A 22,714-nucleotide genomic window follows, 5' to 3' on the forward strand; every position below is an offset into this window, starting at 1 on the left:
CCCCTTCACCACCCCGCCTCGGGGGCGGCCACCCGCCGGGGCACGTTCTCCGTGGCGCCGGTGATACAGGCGATGATCTGCTCCTGGGAGGCGGTGTTCACATCGAAGAAGCCGTTGTTGCGTCCGAGGCGCAGCACGGCGGCCCGGTCCGCGAGCGCCTTGACGTCGCCCATGTTGTGGCTGATCAGCAGGACCCCGAGGCCCCGGTCGCGCAGCTGGTCGACGAGGTCCAGGACCTCGTTGGTCTGCTCAAGACCCAGGGCCGCCGTCGGCTCGTCCAGGATGAGCACACGGGGCTCGCCCAGCAGGGAGCGGGCGATGGCGACCGTCTGCCGCTGACCGCTGGACAGCGCGACCACGGGGGCGCGCAGATCGGGGATGCCCCTGGTCAGCCGCTCCAGCAGATGCCGGGTGCGGCGCTCCATCTCGACCTCGTCGAGCAACCCGAACCTGCGGATCTCACGCCCGAGGAACAGATTGCCGACGACATCGAGGTTCCCGCACAGCGCGAGGTCCTGGTAGACGGTGGCGATACCCAGATCACGGGCGTCGTGGGGGCGCCTGATCTGGACCCTGCCGCCCTCCCACTCGATGACACCCCGGTCCGCGGGAGCGACCCCGGAGATCACCTTCACCAGGGTGGACTTGCCGGCCCCGTTGTCGCCCAGCAGGGCGACGACCTGCCCGGCGTGGATCTCCAGCTCGACGTCCTTGAGGACGTCGACGACGCCGAAGCGCTTGCACACACCGCGCAGCGCCAGCAACGGGGGACTCGGCACGGGCAACCATCTCCTCACCGGGGCGCGGGGCCCGCTCGTGACCGGCTGTCAGGTCAGGCCGATCTTCTCGCAGGCGGCCTGTACTGCGGGGACGCAGATCTGCTCGACCGTGTAGGCGCCGTCGCGCACGAGGGTCTCCTCGATCGTGTCGGCGGTCACGGCCACGGGGGTGAGCATGACGGCGGGCACCTTCCTGCCGTCGCTGGACACGGTGTCCGTGGCCACCTCGTCGAGGTTCTCGCCGCGGGCCGCCGCCACCGCCATGGCGGCACCGGCGGACGCCTCGGGCTCGAAGGGCTTGTAGACCGTCATGTACTGGTCGCCGGTGACGATCCGCTGGACCGCACGCAGCTCGGCGTCCTGCCCGGTGACCGGCGGCAGCGGCTCGACCTTGTTCGCCTTGAGGGCGGAGATGCTGCCCGCGGCGAGGCCGTCGTTGGCCGCGTAGACCCCGTCGATGGACTCGGCACCGAGACTGGCCAGCGCGCTGGACATGTTCATGTTCGCGGTCTCCGTCCGCCACTGGGCGGTGTCGTACTCCTTGCCGATCTTCACCTTGCCCTCCAGCACGGACAGCGCGCCCTTCTTGAACGCCACCGCGTTGGGGTCGCTGAGATCGCCGTTCATCATGACGATCTGGCCGTCTTCCACGCTCCCGCCCATGGCCCTCAGCAGGGCTTCGCCCTGGAGTCGGCCCACCTCCTCGCCGTCGAAGGAGACGTAGCCCGAGATGGGCCCCTCGGCGAGCCGGTCGTAGGCGATGACCGGGATGCCGGCCTCCTCCGCCTTCCTCACCGAACCCGCGAGAGCCCTGGAGTCCACGGCCACGAGCACGATGGCGTCCACCCCCCGGGTGATCATGGAGTCCATCTGCTCCTGCTGGGCGGCCACCTCGCCCTTGGCGTTGCCGTGCTCGACCTCGCAGTCGGCGCAGCGCTCCTTGATCTCCCGCTCCAGCAGCAGCCTGTCCTGCGTCTCCCACCGCGCCGTGGTGGAGTCCGGCAGCAGCAGGCCGATCGTGGTGGCGCTGCTCTCGCCCGAGGGGTCGTCGGAGGCGTCGTCGGCCCCGCAGGCGGTCAGGACCACGGCTGTCGAGACCGCGGTCACGGTGGTGGCCGCGTCCCGGATGCGGGCCTTCATGCGACAGACCTCCTCGCCCTTCGCCGCGTCGCCCCGCACCGCGCGGGGATTGCGTGTGCGTCGCGGAGTCAGGGATGCGTGTCCGGTCGCGGAGCGGTGCTGCCCGGCTTCGGAACGTACCGCGTGGAAGCGGCGGGGCGACCACGTCGTCAGTGTGGCACCGGCCGCGATGTTCTGCGAATGCTGAGCCACCGCCCATCCGCTCCCGTTCTGTCCGGTTGGTTCGTATATGCGATTCTGGTAGGTGAGTGCCTGATCTTGTCAGGGCTCGCGGCATGGACGGGAGGAAGGTTGCGGACATGCCCCATGACGGCCCTGTCCAGGCCGGAGTCTCGGAGCCGCGGATGTCCGGGTACGGTGCCGCCGACACCCGCTTCCCCTCCCTGCTGCCGGAGGCCACCGCCAGCGAACGGGCGCTGGCGTTCGCCGGGGCGGCGCTCGTCGCCGTCTACACCGCCGGCCCCGCGGACACCGACCTCCGGCTGATCGAGACCACGGGACGCGGCACCGCCGCCCACACGCCACCCGAACGGCTGCCCCTGTCCGGCCGCTCCGCCGCCGCGCACGCCCTCCGCACCGGCCTGCCGCTCTGGCTCGACCCCCCGGCGCTCGCCGGCTACCCGGAGGGCGGGCCGGTGCCGCCGGGCACGCGCGCCTCCCTGGGTGCCCTGCCCCTGAGGACCGAGGGCGGCCGCCGTGGCTGCCTCGTCGTCGTGGGGCCGTCCACCGTCGGCTTCGACCCCGAACAGCGCGGCTTCCTCGGCCGCTACGCCGACGCGGTGGCCGACGTCCTGCGTGCCGGGGACGGTGGCGCCGTACCGGTGTCGCCGCTGACCACCGCCCTGCGCGGTATGCACGTCGGCTCGTTCGCCCTGGTGCCGGACACCGGCCTCATCGAGGCGGACGAGACCCTGCTCGACCTGGTCGGGATCACCCCGGACGAGTTCGACGGCAAGGTGGACACCCTGTTGGCCCACGCCGTGCCGGAGGACATGCACGCCCTGATGTCGGTGGTGGAACCCACGACCCAGGCCGTCGAGCGCCGGGAACTGGAGTTCCGCGTCCGCTGCCCCACCGGCGGGATGCGCTGGCTGAGCCTCGGCTGCCGTGTCCTGGCAGGCGCCGACGGCCGGCCCGAGCGGGTGCAGGGCATCGTGACCGCGACCTCCGAGCTCCGCCGCAGCGCCGACGACGTCTCCCGGATCCAGTGGCTGACCGCGGCACTCGACGACGCCACGACGGTCCGCGACGTCGGCCGGGTCGTGGTCAGCGCGCTGCGCGAGCCGCTCGGCGCCGACCGGGTGGCGCTCGCCGAACTCCAGGGCGACCGGCTCGTGGTGACCGTGCTGGACCCGCCCCAGACCACCTACTGGCCCGAGCGGTGGCGGGCCGAATGGCGTACGGAGTGGCCGGAGGCGCCGATCAGCGTGCTGCCCACCCTGAAGACGGCCCTGCGGGACGGGCGCATGGACCTGTGGCCGGCCGGCACGGAGTTCGAGCCGGGGCTCGTCGGCATCGGCGACGGCGGACTGGCCGTCCTGCCACTGCCCGCCAAGGGCCGCGCCGTCGGCGTGTGCCTGATCGGCTGGGACCGTCCGCACGAGTTCGTCCCCGACGAGCGGTCCCTGCTGACCGCCACCGCCGCGCTCGTCGGCGACGCGCTCAAGCGCGCGCAGGCACACGACGCCGAGCAGGAACTCGCGACGATGCTCCAGCGCAGTCTGCTGCCCCGGCGCCTGCCCGACCTGCCCGGCGGGATCGCCGTCGCCCGCTATGTGCCCGCACGGCAGGGCCTCCAGGTCGGCGGCGACTGGTACGACGTCATCGCCCTCTCCGAGGACCGGGTGGCGCTCGTCATCGGCGACGTCCAGGGACACAGCGCGGGCGCCGCGACGATCATGGGCCAGATGCGGACGGCGGTCCGCGCCTACGCCGTCGAAGGGCACCCGCCCGACGTGGTCATCTCACACGCCAACCGGCTCCTCGTCGGCATGGAGACCGACCTGTTCGCCACCTGCTGCTACGCCGAACTGGACATGGAGGAGGACAACATCCTCTTCGTCCGCGCCGGACACCTCTCCCCGCTGATGCGCCACCCCGACGGCCGCACCGAGGAGGTCCTCGTGGAGGGCGGGCCCCCGCTCGGCATCCTCGCGGACGCCGAGTTCCCCATGACCGCCGTCCCGATCGTCCCCGGCGCGGTGCTCACCATGGTCACCGACGGTCTCGTCGAGGCCGCCGACCTGCCCCTGGACGAAGGCATGCGCCGGATGCGCGCCTCGCTGACCGTGGCCGATCCGGCGGACCCGGGACGCGTGGCCGACGCCCTCCTCGGCGACTTCGGTCCCCGAGAGGACGACGTGGCGCTGCTGCTGATGCGGTACGACGGGATGCGGACCCGGCCGGTCAAGGCCGGCTGGGCGGTGTGGCGGCTGCCCGACGCGGTCATGCACGCCCGCCGCTTCACCGCGCGCACCCTGCGCCGCTGGCAGGCGCAGGAGGTGGCCGACGCGGTCCTGCTGGTCGTCTCCGAACTCGTCACCAACGCCCTGGTGCACACCCAGGGCCCCGTACGCATCGATCTCACCCTGCGCGGCGACCGGGTGCGGGTCTGCGTCAGCGACTCCTCGCCCCGCGCCCCGGCCAAGCCGGTGATCGTGGACTGGGAGTCGACCGGCGGACGGGGCCTGATGCTCGTCGAGGCGATGTCCGACTCCTTCGGCACGGTGCCGGTGGCGGGCGGCAAACAGGTGTGGAGCGAGATCGTGGTGCCGCGCCGCGCGGCGGCCCCGGGAGCCCGAACGGAACCGAGGGACCTGTCATGAGAACACGCACGCGACAGGTCGGCGCGGCGGTCGTCACCGCGCTCATGGCGTTGTCCGCGGCCGCCTGCGGAGGGGGCGACGAGCCGGGCACGGACGGCGGCTTCACCGTCGGCCTGCTCCTGCCGAGCGGAGCGATCCCCCGCTGGGAGCACTCCGACAAGCCGCTGATCGAAAAGCGCGTCCGGGAACTGTGCCGGCGCTGCACCGTGCAGTACGCCAACGCCGAGAACGACGCGGCCCGCCAGCGGGAACAGGTCACCTCGATGATCACCAAGGGGGCCGAGGTCCTGATCCTCGACGCCGCCGACACCCGGGCGATCCGCTCCTCGATCCAGGAGGCCCGCCGCGCCGGCGTCCATGTCGTCGCCTACGACCGGCTGGCCGAAGGCCCGATCTCGGGCTACGTCTCCTTCAACGGCGCACAGGTCGGCCGGCTCCAGGGCGCGGCCCTGCTGAAGGCGATGGGCCGCGACGCGAAGGGCGGGACCGTCGTCATGATGAACGGCGACCCGGCCAGCCCCAACGCCGCCTGGTACCGGGAGGGCGCCCTGTCCGTCATCAAGGGCAAGGTGAAGATCGGCAGGGAGTACCAGACCCAGGGGTGGAGCACGGACAACGCCCACGCCAACATGGCCGCCGCCATCGCGGCCCTCGGGCCCCGGCGCATCGACGGTGTCCTCGCCGCCAACGACGCCATCGCCGCGGGCGTCATCTCCGCCCTCAAGAAGGCCGGCGTGCGCGAACTGCCCCCCGTCACCGGACAGGACGCCGACCTCGACGCCGTGCGGCGCATCGTCCGGGGCGAGCAGTCCATGACGGTGTACAAGCCCTTCCAGGCGGAGGCGTCCGCGGCGGCCCGCATGGCCGTCGCCCTGGGCCGCGGGGAGGACCTCGACGACATCGCCACCACCACGACCGACAGCCCCACCACCGAGGACATCCCCACCGTGCTGCTCGCGCCGACCCCCGTGACGGTCGGCACCATCGAGCCGACCCTTGTCGACGACGGCGTCTACACCGTCGACCAGATCTGCACCCCCGGGCTCCGCCGCGCCTGCGATCGCGCGGGCCTCACGGGCTGAGCAACTCACCGACTGTGCAGGGAGTGTGAGGACCCCTCAGTAACCCCTCTTTCCCCCTTTTCCCACCGGCCCCACGGGTATCACGATGTCCCCACGGGAGCGGCGACAACTGGCACGGCGAACCGGTCACGGCCCCCCGGCACGGCGATCCTCGACCCCACATGCGAGCGGCATGTGGTGAGCGCGCCTCCCGTGGGGACGGGGACTGCGCGAGCGACGGGCCCGGTGCACGACGCACCGGGCCCGCCGTCGGTCCGGGCATGGGGAGCGGGGCCCGCGCATATGATCTCCGCAGCCGACGGGGAGGGCATCATGGGGCGGACACAGATGGCGGCTGCGGCGGACAACGCGGCGCCCGGCAGGGGGAGAACGGCCACTGCGGTCGCCTACGGCGTCGCGTGTGCGACCCACCTCGTCGTGGCGGGGTTGCTGATCGGCGGTCTGGCCCTGATCGTGTTCGGGTGGGCGACGGTCGTGCAGCCCCTGATCGGGCTGGTACTGCTCGGCGTCGCCGCCCAACTGCGGCCCCGCACAGGGGGCCTCGGGTCCGACTGGCCCGTCCTGCGCCGTGCGCAGGCGCCGGCCCTGTTCACGCTGCTGGACACGATCGCGGACGAGGTCGGTGAGCGGCGCGTCGACACCGTGCGCGTCACCGCGGACTTCGCCGTACGGGTCCGTGCGTACGGCATCCGCCGCCACCGGGTGCTGGACCTCGGGCTTCCGCTGTGGGTGACGTCAGGTCCGGAGCAGCGGGTCGCCGCGCTCGCGCAGGAACTGGTGTGCTTCGGCGGTGACGTCCGGCGGGGCACGCTGGTCGGTACGGCGCTCACCTCGCTGAACGGCGGGATCGACCTGGCGGCGGCCCGCGCCGACGCGCCGGCGGGGATCTGGGACGGGGCCCCGGCCGCCTACCACGCGGGCACGGTGTCCGAGGCCACCCGCGATGTCAAGAAGCGCGGACGGCTCGCGAACTACGTCCTGTGGATCCCGCACCTGGTGATGAAGGGCCTGGCCCGAGCGCTGGTCCGGCTCACGCGCCCGGCGGCGCGGTACGCGGAGTTCCGGGCGGACGCCGAGGCGGCCCGGGTCGCCTCCGCCCCGGCGCCGGCCTCCCTGCTGCGCGACCGGCGGTCCGCCGACAGCGTGGGCACCGAGATGCACCGCCTGGCCATCGCCGCCCGTACCTTCGGTCGCGGCGAGGCGGTACGGAACGCGGAGCGGGACTTCTGGACGAAGGTCGCCGCCCACGCGGCCGCCCTGCCCGACCGCGAGCCGGGCGGCCCGGCCGGCGCCGATGCCGATGCCGATGCCGATGCCGACGATCCGCGTATCGCCCGGCTGTCCCGGGACACCGGTCGGCCGGCGACGGTCACCCTCGGTGGCCCGGAGGCCGACGCCATCGAGGGCGAACTGGACGAAGCGCGGCGGCTGGTGGCGCGCAAGGTCATCCAGGACTGCGTGCTGGTCTGAACCCACCACCGCCACCGCCGGCCCCCGACCGACGCTCGCCGTGAGGCGCCGACGACGCCGAGTCGAGCCGTCGTCCGGGTGGACACCGTCCGATCCGGTGACCGATGATCTCCGGCATGATCAGGGCAGCCACTGTGAACGACGTCGCGGACATCCGCGCGATGATCCGCGAACTCGCCGAGTACGAGAGGGCGGTGGAGCAGGCGCGGGCGACCGAGGAGCAGCTCCGTGAGGCCCTGTTCGGCGAGCACCCCGCCGCGTACGCCCTGATCGCCGAGGACGAGGAGACCGGCGGGACCGTGGGCTACGCCCTGTGGTTCCCCCGCTTCTCGACCTGGACCGGTACGCGCGGCATGCATCTGGAGGACCTCTACGTACGGCCGACGGCCCGCGGCGGCGGACACGGCAAGGCCCTGCTCGCGTCGCTCGCCGCGATCTGCCGCCGGGACGGGTTCGAGCGCTTCGAGTGGTGGGTCCTCGACTGGAACGACCCGGCGATCGGCTTCTACAAGTCACTCGGCGCCGAACTCCTGGAGGAGTGGACGGTCTGCCGCCTCACAGGAGCGCCCCTCGCCGAACTCGCGGCACGCGCCCCGGAAATCCGGTAGCCGGAGCTGATGTTCGGGCGACAGCCGGTTGGCGGGGAGCGGGGTGGGGGTCAGTCGGTCGTGTCCCCGCCGGGGGTCGTGTCCCCGCCGGGGGTGCCGCCGTCGGTGTTGTCGGTGGTGCCCTTGGACGGCTCGTCGCCGTCGCGTTGCATGGGGCCCCATGCGCCTTCCTGGCGGTCGACCGTCTCCCGGGCCTCCTTGATGAGCGCCTCGTCTATCCAGCCGACGGGCTCGATGTCACCGAGGAGCGGTTCGTTGTCGGGCCCCCGGCCCTTCACCCGGCCGCGCAGGATCCAGGGGCGGACTCCCGGCCCCTTCTCGCGCGGAAGGTGCGAGTAGTCGTACAGGCGGCGTGCCACCCACAGTTCGACCGGCCGGTCCTCCCACCAGGGCTCCAGGTCGAGCGGGTTGGCGGACAGCCCCGGCAGCCGGACGCCGGTGAGGCCGTCCCTGCTCGTGGCGAGGGCGCGGTCCGCGTCGGGGCCGTTCGACCAGCGGACATGGAGACCGGAGGTGCGCCGTACCAGGTCCGCGAGTTCCTCCAGGGTCCGCAGGACGGGAAGTTCGTCTCGGGTGTTCATGGCGTCGTCGGATTCGTCGTGTCAGGGGCGGTCGTCGCCGTCTCCCGCACCGCTGTCGCTGTCGCCTCGGCTGGTGGTGCTGTCGGTGCCGGCGTCGGTGCCCTCGGCCTCGTCGTCGCGTTCGCCTTCGGCCTGGGACGGGGTGGTGCGGGGCACCTGCTCGTCGGGGGCCGGTTCGCGGCCGGTGTCGATGTCGGTGCCGTTGTCCGGTTCGCCCTCTGCCTGGGACGGGGTCTGTTCGCTCATCACTGTGCTCCCTGACCGTGCGGGTCGGCGGTGCGGAAGGTGGACGTGGTCTGCTCCCGGTGCAGTTCCTCCAGGGCGTTCAGCTGCCGGTGGCCCCGGTGGAGGAGATCGTCGAGCACGTCGGGTTCGAGACGTTCGTCGCTCTCGCAGAGGTGCCGCAGGGTCTCCCAGCACGCGATCTTGCCGGTGACGCCGACGCGCAGCACCTCCAGTTCGGCGACCGTGCTCAGCGGGGAACGGCGTACCAGCCTGCCGTTCGTCTTGAGCCGCCCCAGTTTCTCCGCGGCCCAGCCCAGGCCGATCTTGTAGCGGCGCGCCGGGATGTGCAGCCTGTGCATGATGTCCGTCAGGCTGCGCCGGTCCTTGGCGATCTCGCCCGCGATCACTCCCAGGGTGGGGCCCAGGTCGGTGCCCTGGCAGGACCGGGCCAGATGGCGGGCGCGATCGACGCCTGCGGTCGCGCCGGCCAGATGGTCGTTGAGGTAGATGGAGAGCAGATCCATGTCCGTCCGCTCGGCGGAGGCGGACCGGGTCCGTGTCGCCTGACTCATCGCGATGCTCCTTCCCGGTCTTCCGGGCCACCGGGAACACCTTTGCCCGTTTTGTTCCGGATGTACGTGGTTCACGCTGCGAGTACCCGATCATCCCTGCGGAAACGTCCCGAAGCCCCGGCCGAACCTCACGGATGTCATGCGCACCGCCTTTCAGGGCCGGTCGGGCGATCGACCGGGTGTGTGGGCCCCGTGGCGGTGTCGTCCCGGTCACTCCCGGCCGGGGCGGTGGTTCGGCGGTGCGGCGGCTGTGAGCAAGCCCACCCGGTGGGGCAAAAGCGCCTCGGCCGCGGGCAGTTGGGCGGGTGGCCGAGCGGGCTCACCGCGGTCCCCGGAGGGCCTGGCCCTCCCGTCTGCCACGATGGGCGATGCCGTGCCCGGGACGGGCCCACGCCGCAGCCGTCGTGGGACACCGGTCCACCGGGGCGGCCTCCGGAGCGATCCGGTGGAGCGGCCGTGCAGCGCAGCCGGCGTTCCGAGACCTCGCAGCCGTACCCCTCGCCCCGCCCTGCCCGAGTCCACGGACCCGTCTCCGAGTAGCTCACCGTGCCTTCTTCTTCACTTCTGGGCCCCGCGCCCGCCCCCGCCTCGCGCTCGCCCTGGCGTTCCCTGAAGTACCCCAGCATGCGCTGGTGGTCCCTCGCGAACTTCCTCTCCAACGCCGGGACCTGGATGCAGCTCACCGTCCAGAACCTCCTGGTGCTCCAGATCACGGGCTCGGCCGCCGCGACCGGCCTGTCCATCTCCGTCCAGGCCGCGCCCGCGCTGCTCGTCAGCCTCGTGGGCGGTGCCGCCGTGGACCGCTGGCCCCGCAGGACGACCGCCGCGGTCAGCCAGGCGGTGCTCGGCGCGGTGGCCTTCGTGACCGCCGCCCTCGTCGCCACGGACCGGCTCGACGTGACCGTGCTGATGGTGCTGGCCGCCGTGACCGGCCTCGTGGCCACGGTCGACGGTCCCGCCTGCGCGCTCCTCGGCAACGACCTCGTGCGCAAGGAGGACGTGCCCTCGGCCATCGGTGTCGGCTCGCTTGTGCACAGCGCCGGGCGGCTCGCCGGGACGGCGCTGGCAGGGGTGACCGTCGGGTTCCTCGGGACGGCCGCCGCGTACACCGCCAACGGGCTGTCCTTCCTGTTCGTCGCCTCGGTCATCCCGTTCCTCCGTCCCGTGCACGAGGCGGTCCAGACGTCCCGGACTGCCGCCGCCCACCCCGTGATCCCCGCTCAGCGCGGCACGCGGACGGGGGCGAAGGCGGCCTCCGGGACGAGGACAACGTCGGCGGCCACGGGGGAGCGTCATGGTCACCACACCGACATGACCGTGCGGCAGGGGCTGGTCTACTTCTTCCGCCGGCCCCGGCTCGTCGCGCTCGCCGGTATCACCGGGATCAGCTCGATGTTCGGACGGAACTACGGGCTGACGCTGGCCGTGCTCGTCACCGGGCCCCTCGCGGGCGGCGCCGGGGCGTTCGGCACGGTCTCCACGGTGCTCGCCGTCGGCGGCATCCTGGGGGCGGTCCTCGGCGCCCGGCTGCGCAGACCGTCCGTCCGCCTGGTCGGCGTCCTGGCGGCCGGGGGAGCGCTGCTCCAGGCGGTGGCCGGGTTCTCCCCGTCGCTGGCGGTGCTCCTGGTCCTGGTCCTGCCGATGGCCGTGGTGGAGTCCGTCTCCGACACCGCGGGCACCACGGTCCTCCAGACCGATCCGCCCGCCCACCTCAGGGGCCGGGTCCTCGGTGTCTGGGGCAGCATCAGCACCGGCTGGGGCCTCGCCGGCCCGCCGCTGCTCGGCCTCCTCATGGAACTCGCCGGCCCGCGCGGCGCTCTCGTCACCGGCGGCCTCCTCATCGCGGCCACCATCACGGCGGGCTTCGCCCTGCGCCGCCGCCGGACCACGACCGCGCTGGTCCCGGACGCCGAGGAACACGCGGTACGGGGCTTCACCCCCGAGCCCGGCCCCGCCCACGACAAGACGGCAGCCGCACACCCGGGACTGAGCACAGCGGCCTGACCGCCCCGACACACGAAGGGATCGCCCAGCGCCCCGCGCCCACCCCGACACCCGAGCGGACCCCCCGACCACTCGCGCCCGTCTCGCCCCACGACCGGCCCGCCCGGACCCCCGCCCCCTCACTGCAGGGCCTCCGAGGGCAGTACCCCGCTGTGCCGCTCGGCCGGCCGACCGTCCGGCTTGGCCGCTCGGCTGTCGTTCCTTCTCCCCGCCCGGCTGTTCCTGTCCGCCGGCCAGCTGCCGGGAGCGGGCCCGCCGGGCTCGTCGTGGCTGAGGACCGCGAGGGTGGCCTCGACGACCTCGTCGGCCGTGATGCGGAGGAGACGCTCGTCGGGCAGGCGGCCGTGGGCGTCGCCGGGGCGCGGGGCCGGGTCGCCGCCGGGGTGCCACAGGACCCGGTGGCGTGGGGTGGCCGGCGGTCCCCACAGACGGGGGGCCACCGGGCCGAACAGGACGACCGACGGGGTACCGAGGGCGGTGGCCAGATGCGCCGGGCCCGTGTCGCCGACGATCACACAGCGGGCGCCCGCGACAAGCGCGGCCAGCCGGTCGAACGGCAGGTCGCCGTCCGCGCCGACCAGCACGGCGGACGGCGGCAACCCCGCCGTCGCGGCCACAAATCGGGCCCCCGCCTCCTCACCGGCCCCCGCCGTCACCACCACCTCCTGGCCCCGGCGCCGCAGTTCCCCGGCCACGGCGGCGAACCGTTCCCCCGGCCAGCGCCGTGCCCCGGCGTCCGCCCCGGGATGCACGACGACCGCGCCGGGCGCCGGCGAGGGTGCCGTCGGCGCCGGGACGCCCAGGTCGTCCGGGTCCGCCTCGACGCCGTACCAGCGCAGCAGCCGGCACCAGCGATCCCGCTCGTGCTCGTCCTCCCGCCACACCGGCCCGAGCACATCCGGCGTCCCCGGGTGCGCGTACGCGAGGAGCCGGCGCGGACCCAGGCGCCGGAGCAGCAGATGGCTGGGCGGGCCGTTGCCGTGCAGGTCCACCGCGAGGTCGGGCGGCGGCCCGGTCCACGCGAGGTCCGCCGGGACCTCCCGCCCGGCCGCGGACGTGGGCAGCAGCCGGTCCACCAGGCCGGTCGCCGCCGTCGCCGGGGCCAGCCGCTCCGGGGCGGCGAGCACGATCTCATGGCCGGGCAGCCGCCGTCGCAGGGCCTTCAACGCGGGGACGGCGGTCAACAGGTCCCCGAGCCCCAGCGCCCGCAGGACCAGCACGGCGGGGCGGTGCGCCCGGGCCCCGGCGCCCGGCTCCCACGGTTGCGGTTCCATGCGGCCCACCGCTCAGCCCCCGGACGGTCCGGCGGGCCCGGTGGGACCGGCCGGTCCCACGCGTACGGCGGCGCGGGCCGCCCGGCGGGCCAGCAGGGTCGTGGAGCGGCCGTCGAGGTAGGGCAGGACGACCGCCTGTCCGCCCCAGCCACGCAGGACGTCCGCCTCGGGGAGGTCCTGGACGGCGTAGTCGCCGCCCTTGACCCAGACGTCGGGCCGCAGCCGCCGCAGCAGCGCCTCGGGGGTGTCCTCCTCGAAGACCACGACCGCGTCGACACTGCCGAGGGCGGTGAGCACACGGACCCGGTCGGCCTGCGGAGTCAGCGGACGCCCGGGGCCCTTGCGGCGGGTGAGGGACGCGTCCGAGTTGAGGCACACGATCAGACAGTCGCCGATGCGCCGGGCGCTCTCCAGCAGGCCCACATGACCGGCGTGCAGCAGGTCGAAGCAGCCGCCGGTGGCCACCACCGTGCCCCCGCGCGCCCGCACCCGCTCCGCCAGCGTGAACGCGTCGGCGGCGGACTCGTCCGGCGGGCGGGGCGCACGGTCCCGGCGCCAGAGCCCGGGGTTGCCCGCGCCGCCCGCCGACACGAACGCGGCGGCCTCGGCGACGGCCCGCTGGACCGCCTCCTCCGGGAGCGCGCCGTCCGCGAGCGCCACGGCCGCCGTCGCCGCGAAGCAGTCGCCCGCACCGCAGGGATCGCCCACGGCCCGGTACGGCGCCGGAACGAGCATCGGCGTCCCGCCGCCGGGCCGCGTCAGCAGCGCACCGCGCTCGCCCAGCGTCACCGCGACCCCCGCCGCCCGCCACCGGGCGGCCAGCCCCGCGCCCCGCTCGGCGTACGCGCGCAGCGAGCTGCCGCCACCGGAAGCCGGGGCCCCGGCCCCCGCCGCGCCGCCGCGACCGTACGCCGCGTTCCCGTCTCCGCCGGCCCCGTCCTCCTCGGCGCACAGGCCGCGCACCTCCGCCGCGTTCGGCGTCACCAGACGGGCGCCGGGCACCGGAGGCCCGCCCCGGGGATGCGGGTCCCACACCAGCGGCGTACGGGGGGCCAACGCCGCCAGCTGGTCCCGCACGGCGTCGGCGGTGCGGCGCCCGTAGTCGGCGACGAGCAGCGTGCCGGCCTGCTCCAGGGCCTGCCGTACGGCCGTGCTGGGCGCGCCGGGCGTGCCGCCGCCCCGGTCCATCCGCAGGAGGGGACGGCCGCCCGAGAGCACCCGGGTCTTCACGGGGAGGGTGCCCTCCAGCGGCAGTTCGACGAGCCGGACCCGGCCGCGCAGCTCCCGCCGCACGGCGTCGCTCGCCTCGTCCTCGCCGAGGGCGGTCACCAGCACCACCTCACGGCCGTGGCCGGCGGCCAGCGCGGCGGCCAGTCCGGCGCCACCGGGCCGGCGGCGGCTGCCGGTGACGTCGACGACGGGCGCGGGCGCGTCGGGGGCCAGCCGGGTGGCCGTGCCCTCCACGTCCTCGTCGAGCAGCACGTCCCCGACGACCACGAGCGGCCCGGAGACGCCGTGCGGCCCGCCCGCCCGCCGCGAGCCGTTCCTCCCGTGCGCCCCGGTCATGACGCCCTCCCGTGGACCGGCACCGGGCGGGGCGTCCCCGCGGCCACGGCGGCGCCGAGCGGCGGCGCGGCCACCGCGGCGTCGAAGCACTCGCACAGCAGGTGGACCGCCACGAGGTGGGTCTCCTGCACGGTGGCCGTGCTGTCGGAGCCGATGGCCAGCGTCTCGTCGGCGGCGTCGGCCAACGGGTTGGGTGAGGGCCCGGTCATCGCCCAGACCCGCAGCCCGGCCCGGCGGGCGGTGACGGCCGCGGTGATCAGGTTGGCGCTGCGGCCGGACGTGGACAGCAGCAGGAGCACATCACCGGGACGGCCGTGCGCCGAGACCTGGCGGGCGAAGACGTGGTCGAAGCCGTAGTCGTTGCCGATGGCCGTCACGCTGGATGTCTCGGCGTGCAGCGAGATCGCCGAGTACGCGGGGCGTTCCCGCCGGTAGCGGCCCACCAGTTCGGCGGTGAGGTGCTGGGCCTGGGCGGCGCTGCCGCCGTTGCCCGCGGCGAGCAGCCGACCGCCGGACGGCAGGACGTCGGCGAGGAGCCCGCCCCACTCCGCGATCCGGCCGAGGCCCTCCCGACGGAGTCGGCCGAGCGCCTGTTCGAGGGATCGGCAGTGCAGTTGCGCGGCGTCGAGTACGCGGGATTCGGTCATGGCGATCGGGTGCGCCGCGTCCCGGGGGACGGCGGCCTGACCCGCACCTCCTTCGGACCTGTGGGGGTTCGGGGTCGCAGTGCCGTGGGGCGGGGCCGTCAGACCACGCCGGTCATGGCGGGGCGGGCGTCGACGACCTGCTCGTAGGCCGCCTCGGTGGCCGCGCCCACCCGGTCCCAGCAGTAGCGGCGCAGCACGCGGCGCCGGCCGGTCTCCCCGCAGGTGGCGCGGGCCTCGGGATCAGCGAGGAGTTCCCCGACGGCACGGGCCAGTGCCCCGGGGTCGCGGGGCGGCACCAACCGCCCGGTGCCGGGGTCGGCGACGGTGTCGAGCTGACCGCCCACCGTGCTGGCGACCACCGGCCGGCCGCACGCCATCGCCTCCAGCGGCACGATGCCGAACGGCTCGTAGTCCGCGGGGCACACCACCACGTCGGCGCCCCGCAGCAGCGGCGGCACCTCCCGGCTGGGCACGCCGCCCGTGAAGCGGACCCGGTCGGCGACGCCCACCTCGTCGGCGAGGGCACGCAGCCTGCGGACCTCGGGGTCGTCGTCCAGCCGGTCCGCCGGGGGGCCGCCGGCCACGACCAGCTCGGTGTCGGGCAGCAGGGCGAGGGCGGTGACCGAGACGGCGGCGCCCTTGCGCGGCACCAGCCGGCCCAGTTGCAGCACCCGGTGGGGGAGGGGCCCGCGCGCCATGGCCGGACCGCGCGGGGTGAACAGCTCGGTGTCGACCCCGCAGGGCACGACGCTCACCTTGCTCGACGGCACACCCATCCGGGCCAGCTCGTCGACCTCGTCCCGGCAGGTCGCCACGACCCGGTCGCAGGCGAGGCCCACCTCCCGCTCCAGGGCGATCCGCTGCGGCGGACTGGTGTCGGCGAGCTGCTGGTGCCGTCGCTTCACCGTGCCGAGGGCGTGGTAGGTGTGCAGCAGCGGCAGCCCCAGCTCCCGGGTGGCCCGCAGCGCGGCGACGCCCGACATCCAGAAGTGGGAGTGGACCACGTCCGGCGGCCCCGACCGCCACACCTGGGCCAGATGGCGGCCGAAGTCCCCCATGTGGGGCAGGAGTTCGTCCTTGGGCAGCGACTCCGGCGGACCCGCGGGCACATGGTGCACGGTCACCCCGTGGCGCAGCGGCACTTCGTCGGGCAGGTCCGGCGCGTCCCGGCGGGTGTAGACCGTGACCTCGTGGCCCCGGTCGGCGAGCGCGGCGGCGAGGGCGGCGACATGGACGTTCTGGCCGCCCGCGTCCACCCCGCCGAGGACGGCGAGCGGGCTCGCGTGCTCCGAGACCAGGGCGATGGACCTGGACCGCGGAGCGGAGGCGATGCCGCCGAGCCGGAAGGGGGTCAGGATCGAGTTCATGAGCGGGCCTCCGTCAACACGCGCTCCCAGTCGTCCAGGAAGCGCTTGAGTCCGTACCGTTCGAGGGCCGCCTGCCGGGCGCGCGCGCCGTCCTCGGCCGCCGCCGCGGGGTCCTCCAGGTAGTGCCGTACGGCCCGGGCGAGCACCTCGGGCCGGGTGGAGAGGGTGCCCGCGCCCGCCGGGACCGCCTCGACGGCCTCGGTGGTCGCGAGCGCCACGACCGGCATCCCCAGATGCATCGCCTCCAGCAGGGACAGGCCGAGCGACGTCCAGCGCACCGGATGCAGATACAGGCGGCGCTGGGCCATGGCGGGGTGCAGATGGTTCTGGGGCAGGTCGGCGCAGCGACAGCGGTCCTCCGGCAGGCCGAGGTGGGCGGCCAGCCCCTCCGTGCCCATGCCGAACACGTCCAGGGGCGCCGCCTCCGCGAGGGCGGGCAGCAGATCGGTGCCGGTGTACCGGCCCCGCCGCACGGGTTCGTTGACGACGACGGCGGCACGGGCGAGCCGTCCCGTGTACTGGTGCCCGGGGTCGACGACGCCGTGCTCGATCACCTCCGTGCGAGTGGTGCCGCAGTCCCAGAACAGCCGGTTGAAGTGGGTGACGTGGACCAGCGTGAGATCGCCGCGGTCGGCGCACGGGTGCCGGGTCCGCGGTACGTCGCCGTCCGGCGCGTTGTGCTCCAGATAGACGGCGGGCACATCGCGTCCTGGTCGACGGCCGCCCAGCCAGCGTTCGGCGAGGGCGAGTTCGTGCGGCCGCTGGAGGACCACCAGGTCCACCGGCCTGTCCCGCAGCTCCTCGGGGGGCACCTCGTGCACCGAGGCCGGCCAGGAGAACGTCCGGGCGCGGCCGAGGCCGTCGGGTCCCCGGTCGGGCGTCACGGGAACGAGATAGGTGTGGGGGCCCTGCACGAAGGCCGTCGTCCACGAGCCGTGCACATGCCACAGCAGGATGTTCATACGGTCGCTCCTCGTTCGGTGCGGTCGTTCGCCCTGTCGCCGAGGGCCGAGACGGCGGCGAGGACCTGCCGGTCGGCGACACCGTCCAGGCAGGGGTGCCCCGGCAGCGGACACCGCCGGGCCCGGCTCCCGGCGCACGCGGCGCCCTGGTCCCCGAGCAGCACGTGCGGCACGCCGTAGGGGCGCCAGCGCTCGGCCGGCACGACCGGCGCGAACAGACAGACGACGGGGGTCCCGACCGCGGCGGCGAGGTGCGTCGGCCCGGTGTTGCCGGCCACCACCACGCGCGCCCCGGCCAGGACCCCCGCCAGCTGCCGCAGACCGGTGGCGCCGCCGAGGTCCAGGGCGTGTCCGCCCGCCACGTACGACGTCAGGTCGCGTTCGTCGGGCCCTCCGGTGACCACCACGCGGTGGCCCGCCGCGGACAGGGCGGCCGCGGCCCGTGCCGCCCGGTCGGGGCTCCAGGCGCGGGCCGGTACGGCGGCCCCCGGGTGCAGCACCACGTACGGTTCGGTCCCGGTCAGGGACGTCATGTCCGGCGGCGGCAGGACGCGCGGCGCCCCGTCGTCGCCGTCCGGCAGCACGAAGCCCGCGTCCCGCACCAGGTCCAGGGCCGCCAGGGCCTCGTGACGGTGCGGCAGCCGCCGGTGGCGCAGGTCGAGCAGCCCGCCGGGGTAGTCCTCGCTGTCGGCGGCGACGTGACCGACGCCGGCCAGCTTCAGCAGCAGCGCCACCGGCAGCGGGCTCTGGTGGTACGACACCAGCACCAGGGCGCGGTCGAAGCGGCGTGCCGCCACCTGCTGGACCAGCCCTTCGGTGGCAGTGCGTGACACGGGGGCGGGTTCGAAGCCCACCCACGGCGCGTCGTACACGAGCACCTCGTCCACCCCCGGCAGCAGCCGCCCGGCCGCGGCCCCCTGCGGCCCGCACAGCAGTGCCGTGTGGGAGGAGCCCGCCGCCACCGCGCGGACGGCGGGACCGGCCAGCAGCACGTCACCGGCGCTGTCCAGCCGCACGACGAGACTGCGGGGGAGGGGAGCGGCGGTGCTCATCGCCGGCCTCCCGCGCCCACCGCGGCCGGGCGGTCGCCCTCGGCACCCGGGCCCAGCACCAGCCGTACGGCATCGGCCAGGTCGGCGGCCACGCCGTCGGCGGCTCGGCGGGCGGCGGCGATCTCCTCGGCCCGGGTCACCGGGGTCGGCACCAGCACCCCGCGCGCGCCCGCGGCACGGGCGGCGGTCAGGTCGGAGCCGATGTCGCCGATGACGACCGTCCGCGCGGCCCGCACGCCGAGCCGGGCGCACGCGGCGAGCACCAGGCCCGGGGCGGGCTTGCGGCATCCACAGCCGTCGTCCGGGCCGTGCGGACACACCGCCCAGACGTCGAACGGGCCGAACAGCTCGTCGACGCGCCGCCGCACGGCATCGACCTGACGGTACGTCAGCATGCCCCGGGCGACGCCCGACTGGTTGCTCACGACACCGACGGGGACGCCCCGCGCGCGTACGGCCGCGACGGCCTCCCGGGCCAGGGGCAGGGGCTCGACCCGCTCGGGGTCGCCGTTGTAGGGGACGTCCACCACCAGCGTGCCGTCCCGGTCGAAGAGGACGGCCTCCGGCAGGCCGGCACCCATTTCGCCCGCGACCGGGGCGGGCGTGCCGAGCAGCCAGGGGCGCGTCGGGACGCCGGTCATGAGGGCACCCCTTCCTCCAGGTCCACCCGTTCCTCGAGGTCCACCCGCGTCGAGGCCGCCGCCCGGAACCGCGCCGTGCCCCGGTGCGTGACCTGGCCGCGCAGCCGGTGCCAGACGGCGGCGGGCGGGATGGCCGCACTCGTCAGCGCCATGCTCACGATCTCCTCGCGGGTGCGCGGCCCCGGCAGGATCCGGGCCAGCGCGAACTCGGCGGTTCCGGCCAGCCATCCGGCGGCGCACAGCGCGGCGGCGCGCGGTCGGCCGAGCGCGGCGCAGGCCAGTCCCGTCGCGGCGAACGCCGTCACCGCCAGGTGTCCGGGCAGGCGCCCCCGTGGCGCCCCCGCCCGGCCCCACCAGTCACGGCCGTGCCGCCGGGTCATCAGCACGTCGTCGGCGTTGCCCGCCTGGAGCCGCAGGGAGACCCAGCGGTCCGCGGGCCGCACCGGGTGCCGGGTGGTCCGGGTCCCGTCGGTGAGCGTCCAGCCCGCGCCGAGGACGCGCAGCGCGAGGTCCGCGTCCTCCCTGAAGGCCCGCCGGAACCGCTCGTCGAAGCCGTCGACGGACTCCAGGGCCTCCCGGCGGTAGGCCATGTCGGCGGTGATCCACCGGGCCGTCGCCAGGCCCGCCGTGTTGCGCTCCCAGTCCGTGGGCCGCCGCCCGGCCGGCAGGGGCACCTCGATACGGGCGGTGACCCCGGCGCTGTCCGGGGGCGCCGTGGCGAGGTCCAGGGCGAGGTCGTCCGCCCAGCGGGGGCCGGGCACCACGTCGTCGTCGAGGAACACGATCCAGGGCACCGCGCCCGCGGCCCGCCAGCCGGTGTTGCGGGCGGCGGCCGGGCCCGCCGCGCGGCCCCTCACCACGGTCGTCCGGCCCCGCAACGGCGGGGGGACCTCGTGTTCCAGGGGCAGGTCCGGCTCGGGACGGTCGTCGACGAGGACCACCCGCACCGGCATCGGCCCCTCGGACCGGGCGAGCGCGTCCAGACACGTCCCCAGGCTCGGCCGCCCCAGGGTCGGGACCACCACGGCGTACGCGCCGCCACCGTCGCCGGAGTCACCGCGGGCGCCGGGGTGCCGCCCCTGGCGGGTGAACTCGCTCATCGCGCCACCTCCTCGCCCCCGGCGGCGCCGAACAGGCCCGGGCGGCGTACCGCGTACGGGCCGATGGCGAGCAGGTCGACGGGGGAGGAGCCGAAGCACTCCAGGGCGTCGCGCGGATCGTCCACCATCGGACGGCCCGCGGTGTTGAGGCTGGTGTTGACGACGACCGGCAGCCCCGTCAGCCGCTCGAACTCCCCGAGCACGCGGGCCACCAGCGGCTCCCGCCCCGCGTCCACGGTCTGGATGCGGGCCGTGCCGTCCACGTGCACGACCGCCGGTATGCGCTCACGCCACTCGGGGGCCACGTCGTGCACGAACAGCATGTACGGGCTGGGCAGCGGACCGTCGAAGATCTCCCCGGCGCGCTCGGCGAGCACCATGGGCGCCACCGGCCGGAACTGCTCGCGGCCCTTGACGTCGTTGAGGCGCTCCAGGTTCCCGGCGTGACCGGGGTGGGCCAGCAGGGAGCGGTGACCGAGCGCCCTCGGCCCGTACTCGGAACGGCCCTGGAACCAGGCGACGATGGCGTTGTCCGCCAGCGCCCGCGCCACGGTGGCCGCGATGTCCGCCGGCCGCTCGAACGGGACGCCCGCCGTCTTCAGCCACGCCCCCAGCTCGGCGTCCGACCAGTCGCGGCCCAGATCGGCGCCGGGCATCGGTTCCGGGTCGTCGCCCTCCCCGGCCGCGAGCAGCAGCGCTCCGCCGAGAGCCGTTCCGGCGTCGCCGGCCGCGGGCTGCACCCACACCCGGGAGAAGGGGCCCTCACGGGCGACACGGGAGTTGGCGACGCAGTTCAGGGCGACACCGCCGGCCAGGGTGAGCGTGCTGTCGTGGGTCCGGCCGTGCAGCCAGCGCACCAGGTCCAGCATTGTCTCCTCCAGGACGGCCTGCGCGCTCGCCGCCACATCGGCGTGCTCCCGCGTCCACGGCTCGTCCGGGCCGCGCGGCGCGCACAGCTCGTGCCAGGGCACGCCCGTGGCGCGGAACCCGCCGTCACCCGTGGGATGCACGTACCGGCGCAGCTCGGACAGCATGCGCGGGGTGCCGTGGGAGGCGAGGGCCATCACCTTGAACTCGTCGGAGGAGCGCAGGAATCCCAGGTGCCCGGTCAGCTCCTCGTACACCAGCCCCAGGGAATGGGGCAGTTCCTGCGCGTACAGCGCCTCCAGCCGGTCGTCGGTGCGGCGGGCGGCCAGGTGGGAGGCGCGTTCACCGCGGCCGTCCAGCACCAGCACCGAGGAGTCCCCGGCGTCGGGTGCGCCGAACGCGCTCGACGCGGCGTGCGCCATGTGGTGCGGGACGAAGCGGACGACGCCGGGATCCAGACCGGGCAGCGCGGTCCCGAGGAAGCCGGGGGCCTCGCGCGCGTAGGTCTGGCGCAGATGGTCCCAGGGGTCGTCGAGGCCCATCTCGTGGGCGGGACGGGCGAGCCGGGGGTCGTAGGAGTAGGCGACCGCGTCGAGGTCCTGGGGGCGCAGGCCCGCCCGGGTGAGGCACCAGGAGGCGGCCTTCTCCGGCAGTTCCCACGCGGCGAACGGCACCGGCCGCTTGCCGTGTTTGCGGCGGGAGAACCGCTCCTCCTCGGCGGCGGCGACGGTACGGCCGTCGATGACGAGCGCGGCGGCGGGGTCGTGGAACAGCGCGTTGATTCCGAGAATGCGCATGAAGGGGGACCTTTCGGCGAGGGGATGACGCCGTCGGCGGGCGCGCGGGGCCGACGGGCGTTCCCGGGCGGCCGCGCGCCGCGGATCGGAGTCAGTGGGGCGCGGCCGGTGTCGTGCGGCGCGCCTCGGCCTCCGCTTCGGCGCGGAACCAGTCGATCGTGCGCCGCAGTCCGTCCACCGGCGCCACCCGCGGCTCCCAACCGAGCTTGTCGTGGGCGAGGGTGATGTCCGGGCAGCGCAACGCCGGGTCGTCGGTGGGGCGTTCGATGAAGCGGATCTCGGAGTCGGAACCGGCGAGGGCGATGACGAGCCGGGCCAGGTCGAGCATGGTGATCTCGCCCGGGTTGCCGATGTTGACGGGGCCCCGCATGCCGTGGGCCGCCGCCGCGAGCACCCCTCGTACGGTGTCGTCGACGTAGCACAGCGAGCGGGTCTGCCGGCCGTCGCCGGTGACGGTGAGGGGTTCTCCGGCGAGGGCCTGCCGCACGAAGGTCGGCACGGCCCGGCCGTCGTGGCCGCGCATGCGCGGACCGTAGGTGTTGAACAGGCGCACGATGCAGGTGTCGGTGCCCCTGGCGTCGGCGTGGGCGGTGGTCAGCGCCTCACCGAACCGCTTGGCCTCGTCGTACACGCTGCGGGGCCCGACCGGGTTCACATGGCCCCAGTAGCGTTCGTCCTGTGGATTCTGCTGCGGGTCGCCGTACACCTCCGACGTCGAGGCGAGCAGGAAGCGGGCGCCGTGGGCGTGGGCGAGTTCCAGGGCGTGACGGGTACCGAGGCTGCCCGTCTCCATCGTGTGCAGGGGCAATCGCAGATAGTCGGCCGGTGACGCGGGGGAGGCGAAGTGCAGCACCAGGTCGGTGGGCAGGTCGACGGGTATGCCCTCGGCGACATTCGCCTCGACCAGGGTGAACCCCGGGCGGTCGAGCAGGGCGGTGATGTTGTCGACACGTCCTGTACTGAGGTCGTCGACACAGGTGACCTCGGTGCCCGAGTCCAACAGGGCCGTACACAGATGCGAACCGACGAAACCCGCGCCGCCGGTGACGACGGCGTGCTGCCAGGTCGGTGAGAAGGCGGTGGTCATGGCGATCTCCTCCGTGCTGGGCGACGGCGTATCGCCCCCCTGAACACGCGCCGGGCATGGCGGCGCAC

The 22,714-nt window shown here is 74.9% G+C and carries 20 protein-coding genes; 5 read left to right on the top strand and 15 right to left on the bottom strand.

Translation table 11 applies throughout. The annotated features are described in order from the left end of the window. Window positions 1-5 precede the first annotated feature (5 nt). Both ACZ4Z2_RS15900 and ACZ4Z2_RS15905 read right to left on the bottom strand, forming a co-directional pair. On the bottom strand, window positions 6-779 hold the full coding sequence (locus ACZ4Z2_RS15900) for an ATP-binding cassette domain-containing protein (RefSeq protein ID WP_468076280.1): 774 nt from the start codon (window positions 777-779) through the stop codon (window positions 6-8). 48 nt (window positions 780-827) lie between these two features. Then, complete coding sequence (locus tag ACZ4Z2_RS15905; RefSeq protein ID WP_468076282.1) at window positions 828-1,919, bottom strand: sugar ABC transporter substrate-binding protein; 1,092 nt, start codon at window positions 1,917-1,919, stop codon at window positions 828-830. A gap of 344 nt (window positions 1,920-2,263) precedes the next feature. On the opposite strand from ACZ4Z2_RS15905, the gene ACZ4Z2_RS15910 reads away from it, so the two are divergent. The 4 genes from ACZ4Z2_RS15910 (at window position 2,264) to ACZ4Z2_RS15925 (ending at window position 7,904) form a co-directional block, all read left to right on the top strand. Continuing rightward, window positions 2,264-4,744 carry a SpoIIE family protein phosphatase gene (locus ACZ4Z2_RS15910; protein ID WP_468076284.1) on the top strand — a complete coding sequence of 827 codons (2,481 nt, stop codon included), beginning with the start codon at window positions 2,264-2,266 and terminating at the stop codon, window positions 4,742-4,744. After that, window positions 4,741-5,826, top strand: coding sequence for a sugar ABC transporter substrate-binding protein (locus ACZ4Z2_RS15915; protein ID WP_468076286.1), 1,086 nt, complete (start codon window positions 4,741-4,743; stop codon window positions 5,824-5,826). Before ACZ4Z2_RS15910 ends, ACZ4Z2_RS15915 begins: the two co-directional genes overlap by 4 nt. Window positions 5,827-6,138: 312 nt before the next feature. Then, complete coding sequence (locus tag ACZ4Z2_RS15920; RefSeq protein WP_468076288.1) at window positions 6,139-7,296, top strand: M48 family metallopeptidase; 1,158 nt, start codon at window positions 6,139-6,141, stop codon at window positions 7,294-7,296. A 116-nt stretch (window positions 7,297-7,412) separates the two neighbouring features. Then, complete coding sequence (locus ACZ4Z2_RS15925) at window positions 7,413-7,904, top strand: GNAT family N-acetyltransferase (RefSeq protein WP_468076290.1); 492 nt, start codon at window positions 7,413-7,415, stop codon at window positions 7,902-7,904. Window positions 7,905-7,954: 50 nt separating this feature from the next. Here the strand turns inward: ACZ4Z2_RS15925 and ACZ4Z2_RS15930 are convergent, their stop codons facing one another. From ACZ4Z2_RS15930 to ACZ4Z2_RS15940, 3 genes are read right to left on the bottom strand one after another with little or no spacing between them, the layout of a single operon-like run. Then, complete coding sequence (locus tag ACZ4Z2_RS15930) at window positions 7,955-8,485, bottom strand: DUF6098 family protein (protein ID WP_468076292.1); 531 nt, start codon at window positions 8,483-8,485, stop codon at window positions 7,955-7,957. Window positions 8,486-8,506: 21 nt separating this feature from the next. After that, on the bottom strand, window positions 8,507-8,731 hold the full coding sequence (locus tag ACZ4Z2_RS15935; RefSeq protein ID WP_468076294.1) for a hypothetical protein: 225 nt from the start codon (window positions 8,729-8,731) through the stop codon (window positions 8,507-8,509). Then, a complete protein-coding gene (locus tag ACZ4Z2_RS15940; protein WP_468076295.1) occupies window positions 8,731-9,282 on the bottom strand; it encodes a hypothetical protein in 552 nt (183 codons plus the stop codon). The genes ACZ4Z2_RS15935 and ACZ4Z2_RS15940 overlap by 1 nt, the downstream gene beginning before the upstream one ends. A gap of 624 nt (window positions 9,283-9,906) precedes the next feature. On the opposite strand from ACZ4Z2_RS15940, the gene ACZ4Z2_RS15945 reads away from it, so the two are divergent. Beyond that, complete coding sequence (locus ACZ4Z2_RS15945; RefSeq protein WP_468076297.1) at window positions 9,907-11,286, top strand: MFS transporter; 1,380 nt, start codon at window positions 9,907-9,909, stop codon at window positions 11,284-11,286. A gap of 119 nt (window positions 11,287-11,405) precedes the next feature. Here the strand turns inward: ACZ4Z2_RS15945 and ACZ4Z2_RS15950 are convergent, their stop codons facing one another. The 10 genes from ACZ4Z2_RS15950 to ACZ4Z2_RS15995 form a co-directional block, all read right to left on the bottom strand. After that, window positions 11,406-12,560, bottom strand: coding sequence for a glycosyltransferase family 9 protein (locus tag ACZ4Z2_RS15950; RefSeq protein WP_468076299.1), 1,155 nt, complete (start codon window positions 12,558-12,560; stop codon window positions 11,406-11,408). A 12-nt stretch (window positions 12,561-12,572) separates the two neighbouring features. Beyond that, entirely contained in the window at window positions 12,573-14,126 is a 1,554-nt protein-coding gene (gene rfaE2 / locus ACZ4Z2_RS15955; RefSeq protein WP_468076301.1) for a D-glycero-beta-D-manno-heptose 1-phosphate adenylyltransferase, read from the bottom strand. Continuing rightward, window positions 14,123-14,773, bottom strand: coding sequence for a D-sedoheptulose-7-phosphate isomerase (locus ACZ4Z2_RS15960; RefSeq protein ID WP_468076303.1), 651 nt, complete (start codon window positions 14,771-14,773; stop codon window positions 14,123-14,125). Before ACZ4Z2_RS15960 ends, rfaE2 begins: the two co-directional genes overlap by 4 nt. Window positions 14,774-14,871: 98 nt before the next feature. After that, window positions 14,872-16,140 (bottom strand): glycosyltransferase, encoded by a 1,269-nt coding sequence (locus ACZ4Z2_RS15965; RefSeq protein WP_468076305.1) that lies wholly within the window; start codon window positions 16,138-16,140, stop codon window positions 14,872-14,874. Then, window positions 16,137-17,102 carry a glycosyltransferase gene (locus ACZ4Z2_RS15970; RefSeq protein WP_468076307.1) on the bottom strand — a complete coding sequence of 322 codons (966 nt, stop codon included), beginning with the start codon at window positions 17,100-17,102 and terminating at the stop codon, window positions 16,137-16,139. Before ACZ4Z2_RS15970 ends, ACZ4Z2_RS15965 begins: the two co-directional genes overlap by 4 nt. Next, entirely contained in the window at window positions 17,099-18,154 is a 1,056-nt protein-coding gene (locus tag ACZ4Z2_RS15975; RefSeq protein ID WP_468076309.1) for a glycosyltransferase family 9 protein, read from the bottom strand. Before ACZ4Z2_RS15975 ends, ACZ4Z2_RS15970 begins: the two co-directional genes overlap by 4 nt. Then, on the bottom strand, window positions 18,151-18,795 hold the full coding sequence (locus ACZ4Z2_RS15980) for a D-glycero-alpha-D-manno-heptose-1,7-bisphosphate 7-phosphatase (RefSeq protein WP_468076311.1): 645 nt from the start codon (window positions 18,793-18,795) through the stop codon (window positions 18,151-18,153). Before ACZ4Z2_RS15980 ends, ACZ4Z2_RS15975 begins: the two co-directional genes overlap by 4 nt. Continuing rightward, window positions 18,792-19,895, bottom strand: coding sequence for a glycosyltransferase family 2 protein (locus ACZ4Z2_RS15985; protein ID WP_468076313.1), 1,104 nt, complete (start codon window positions 19,893-19,895; stop codon window positions 18,792-18,794). The genes ACZ4Z2_RS15980 and ACZ4Z2_RS15985 overlap by 4 nt, the downstream gene beginning before the upstream one ends. Continuing rightward, window positions 19,892-21,559 (bottom strand): carbamoyltransferase family protein, encoded by a 1,668-nt coding sequence (locus ACZ4Z2_RS15990; RefSeq protein WP_468076315.1) that lies wholly within the window; start codon window positions 21,557-21,559, stop codon window positions 19,892-19,894. The genes ACZ4Z2_RS15985 and ACZ4Z2_RS15990 overlap by 4 nt, the downstream gene beginning before the upstream one ends. A 91-nt stretch (window positions 21,560-21,650) precedes the next feature. Then, window positions 21,651-22,646: an NAD-dependent epimerase/dehydratase family protein gene (locus ACZ4Z2_RS15995; RefSeq protein ID WP_468076317.1), complete on the bottom strand. Its 996-nt coding sequence runs from the start codon at window positions 22,644-22,646 to the stop codon at window positions 21,651-21,653. Window positions 22,647-22,714: the final 68 nt, after the last annotated feature.

Source organism: Streptomyces sp. NPDC030183, assembly GCF_055573455.1.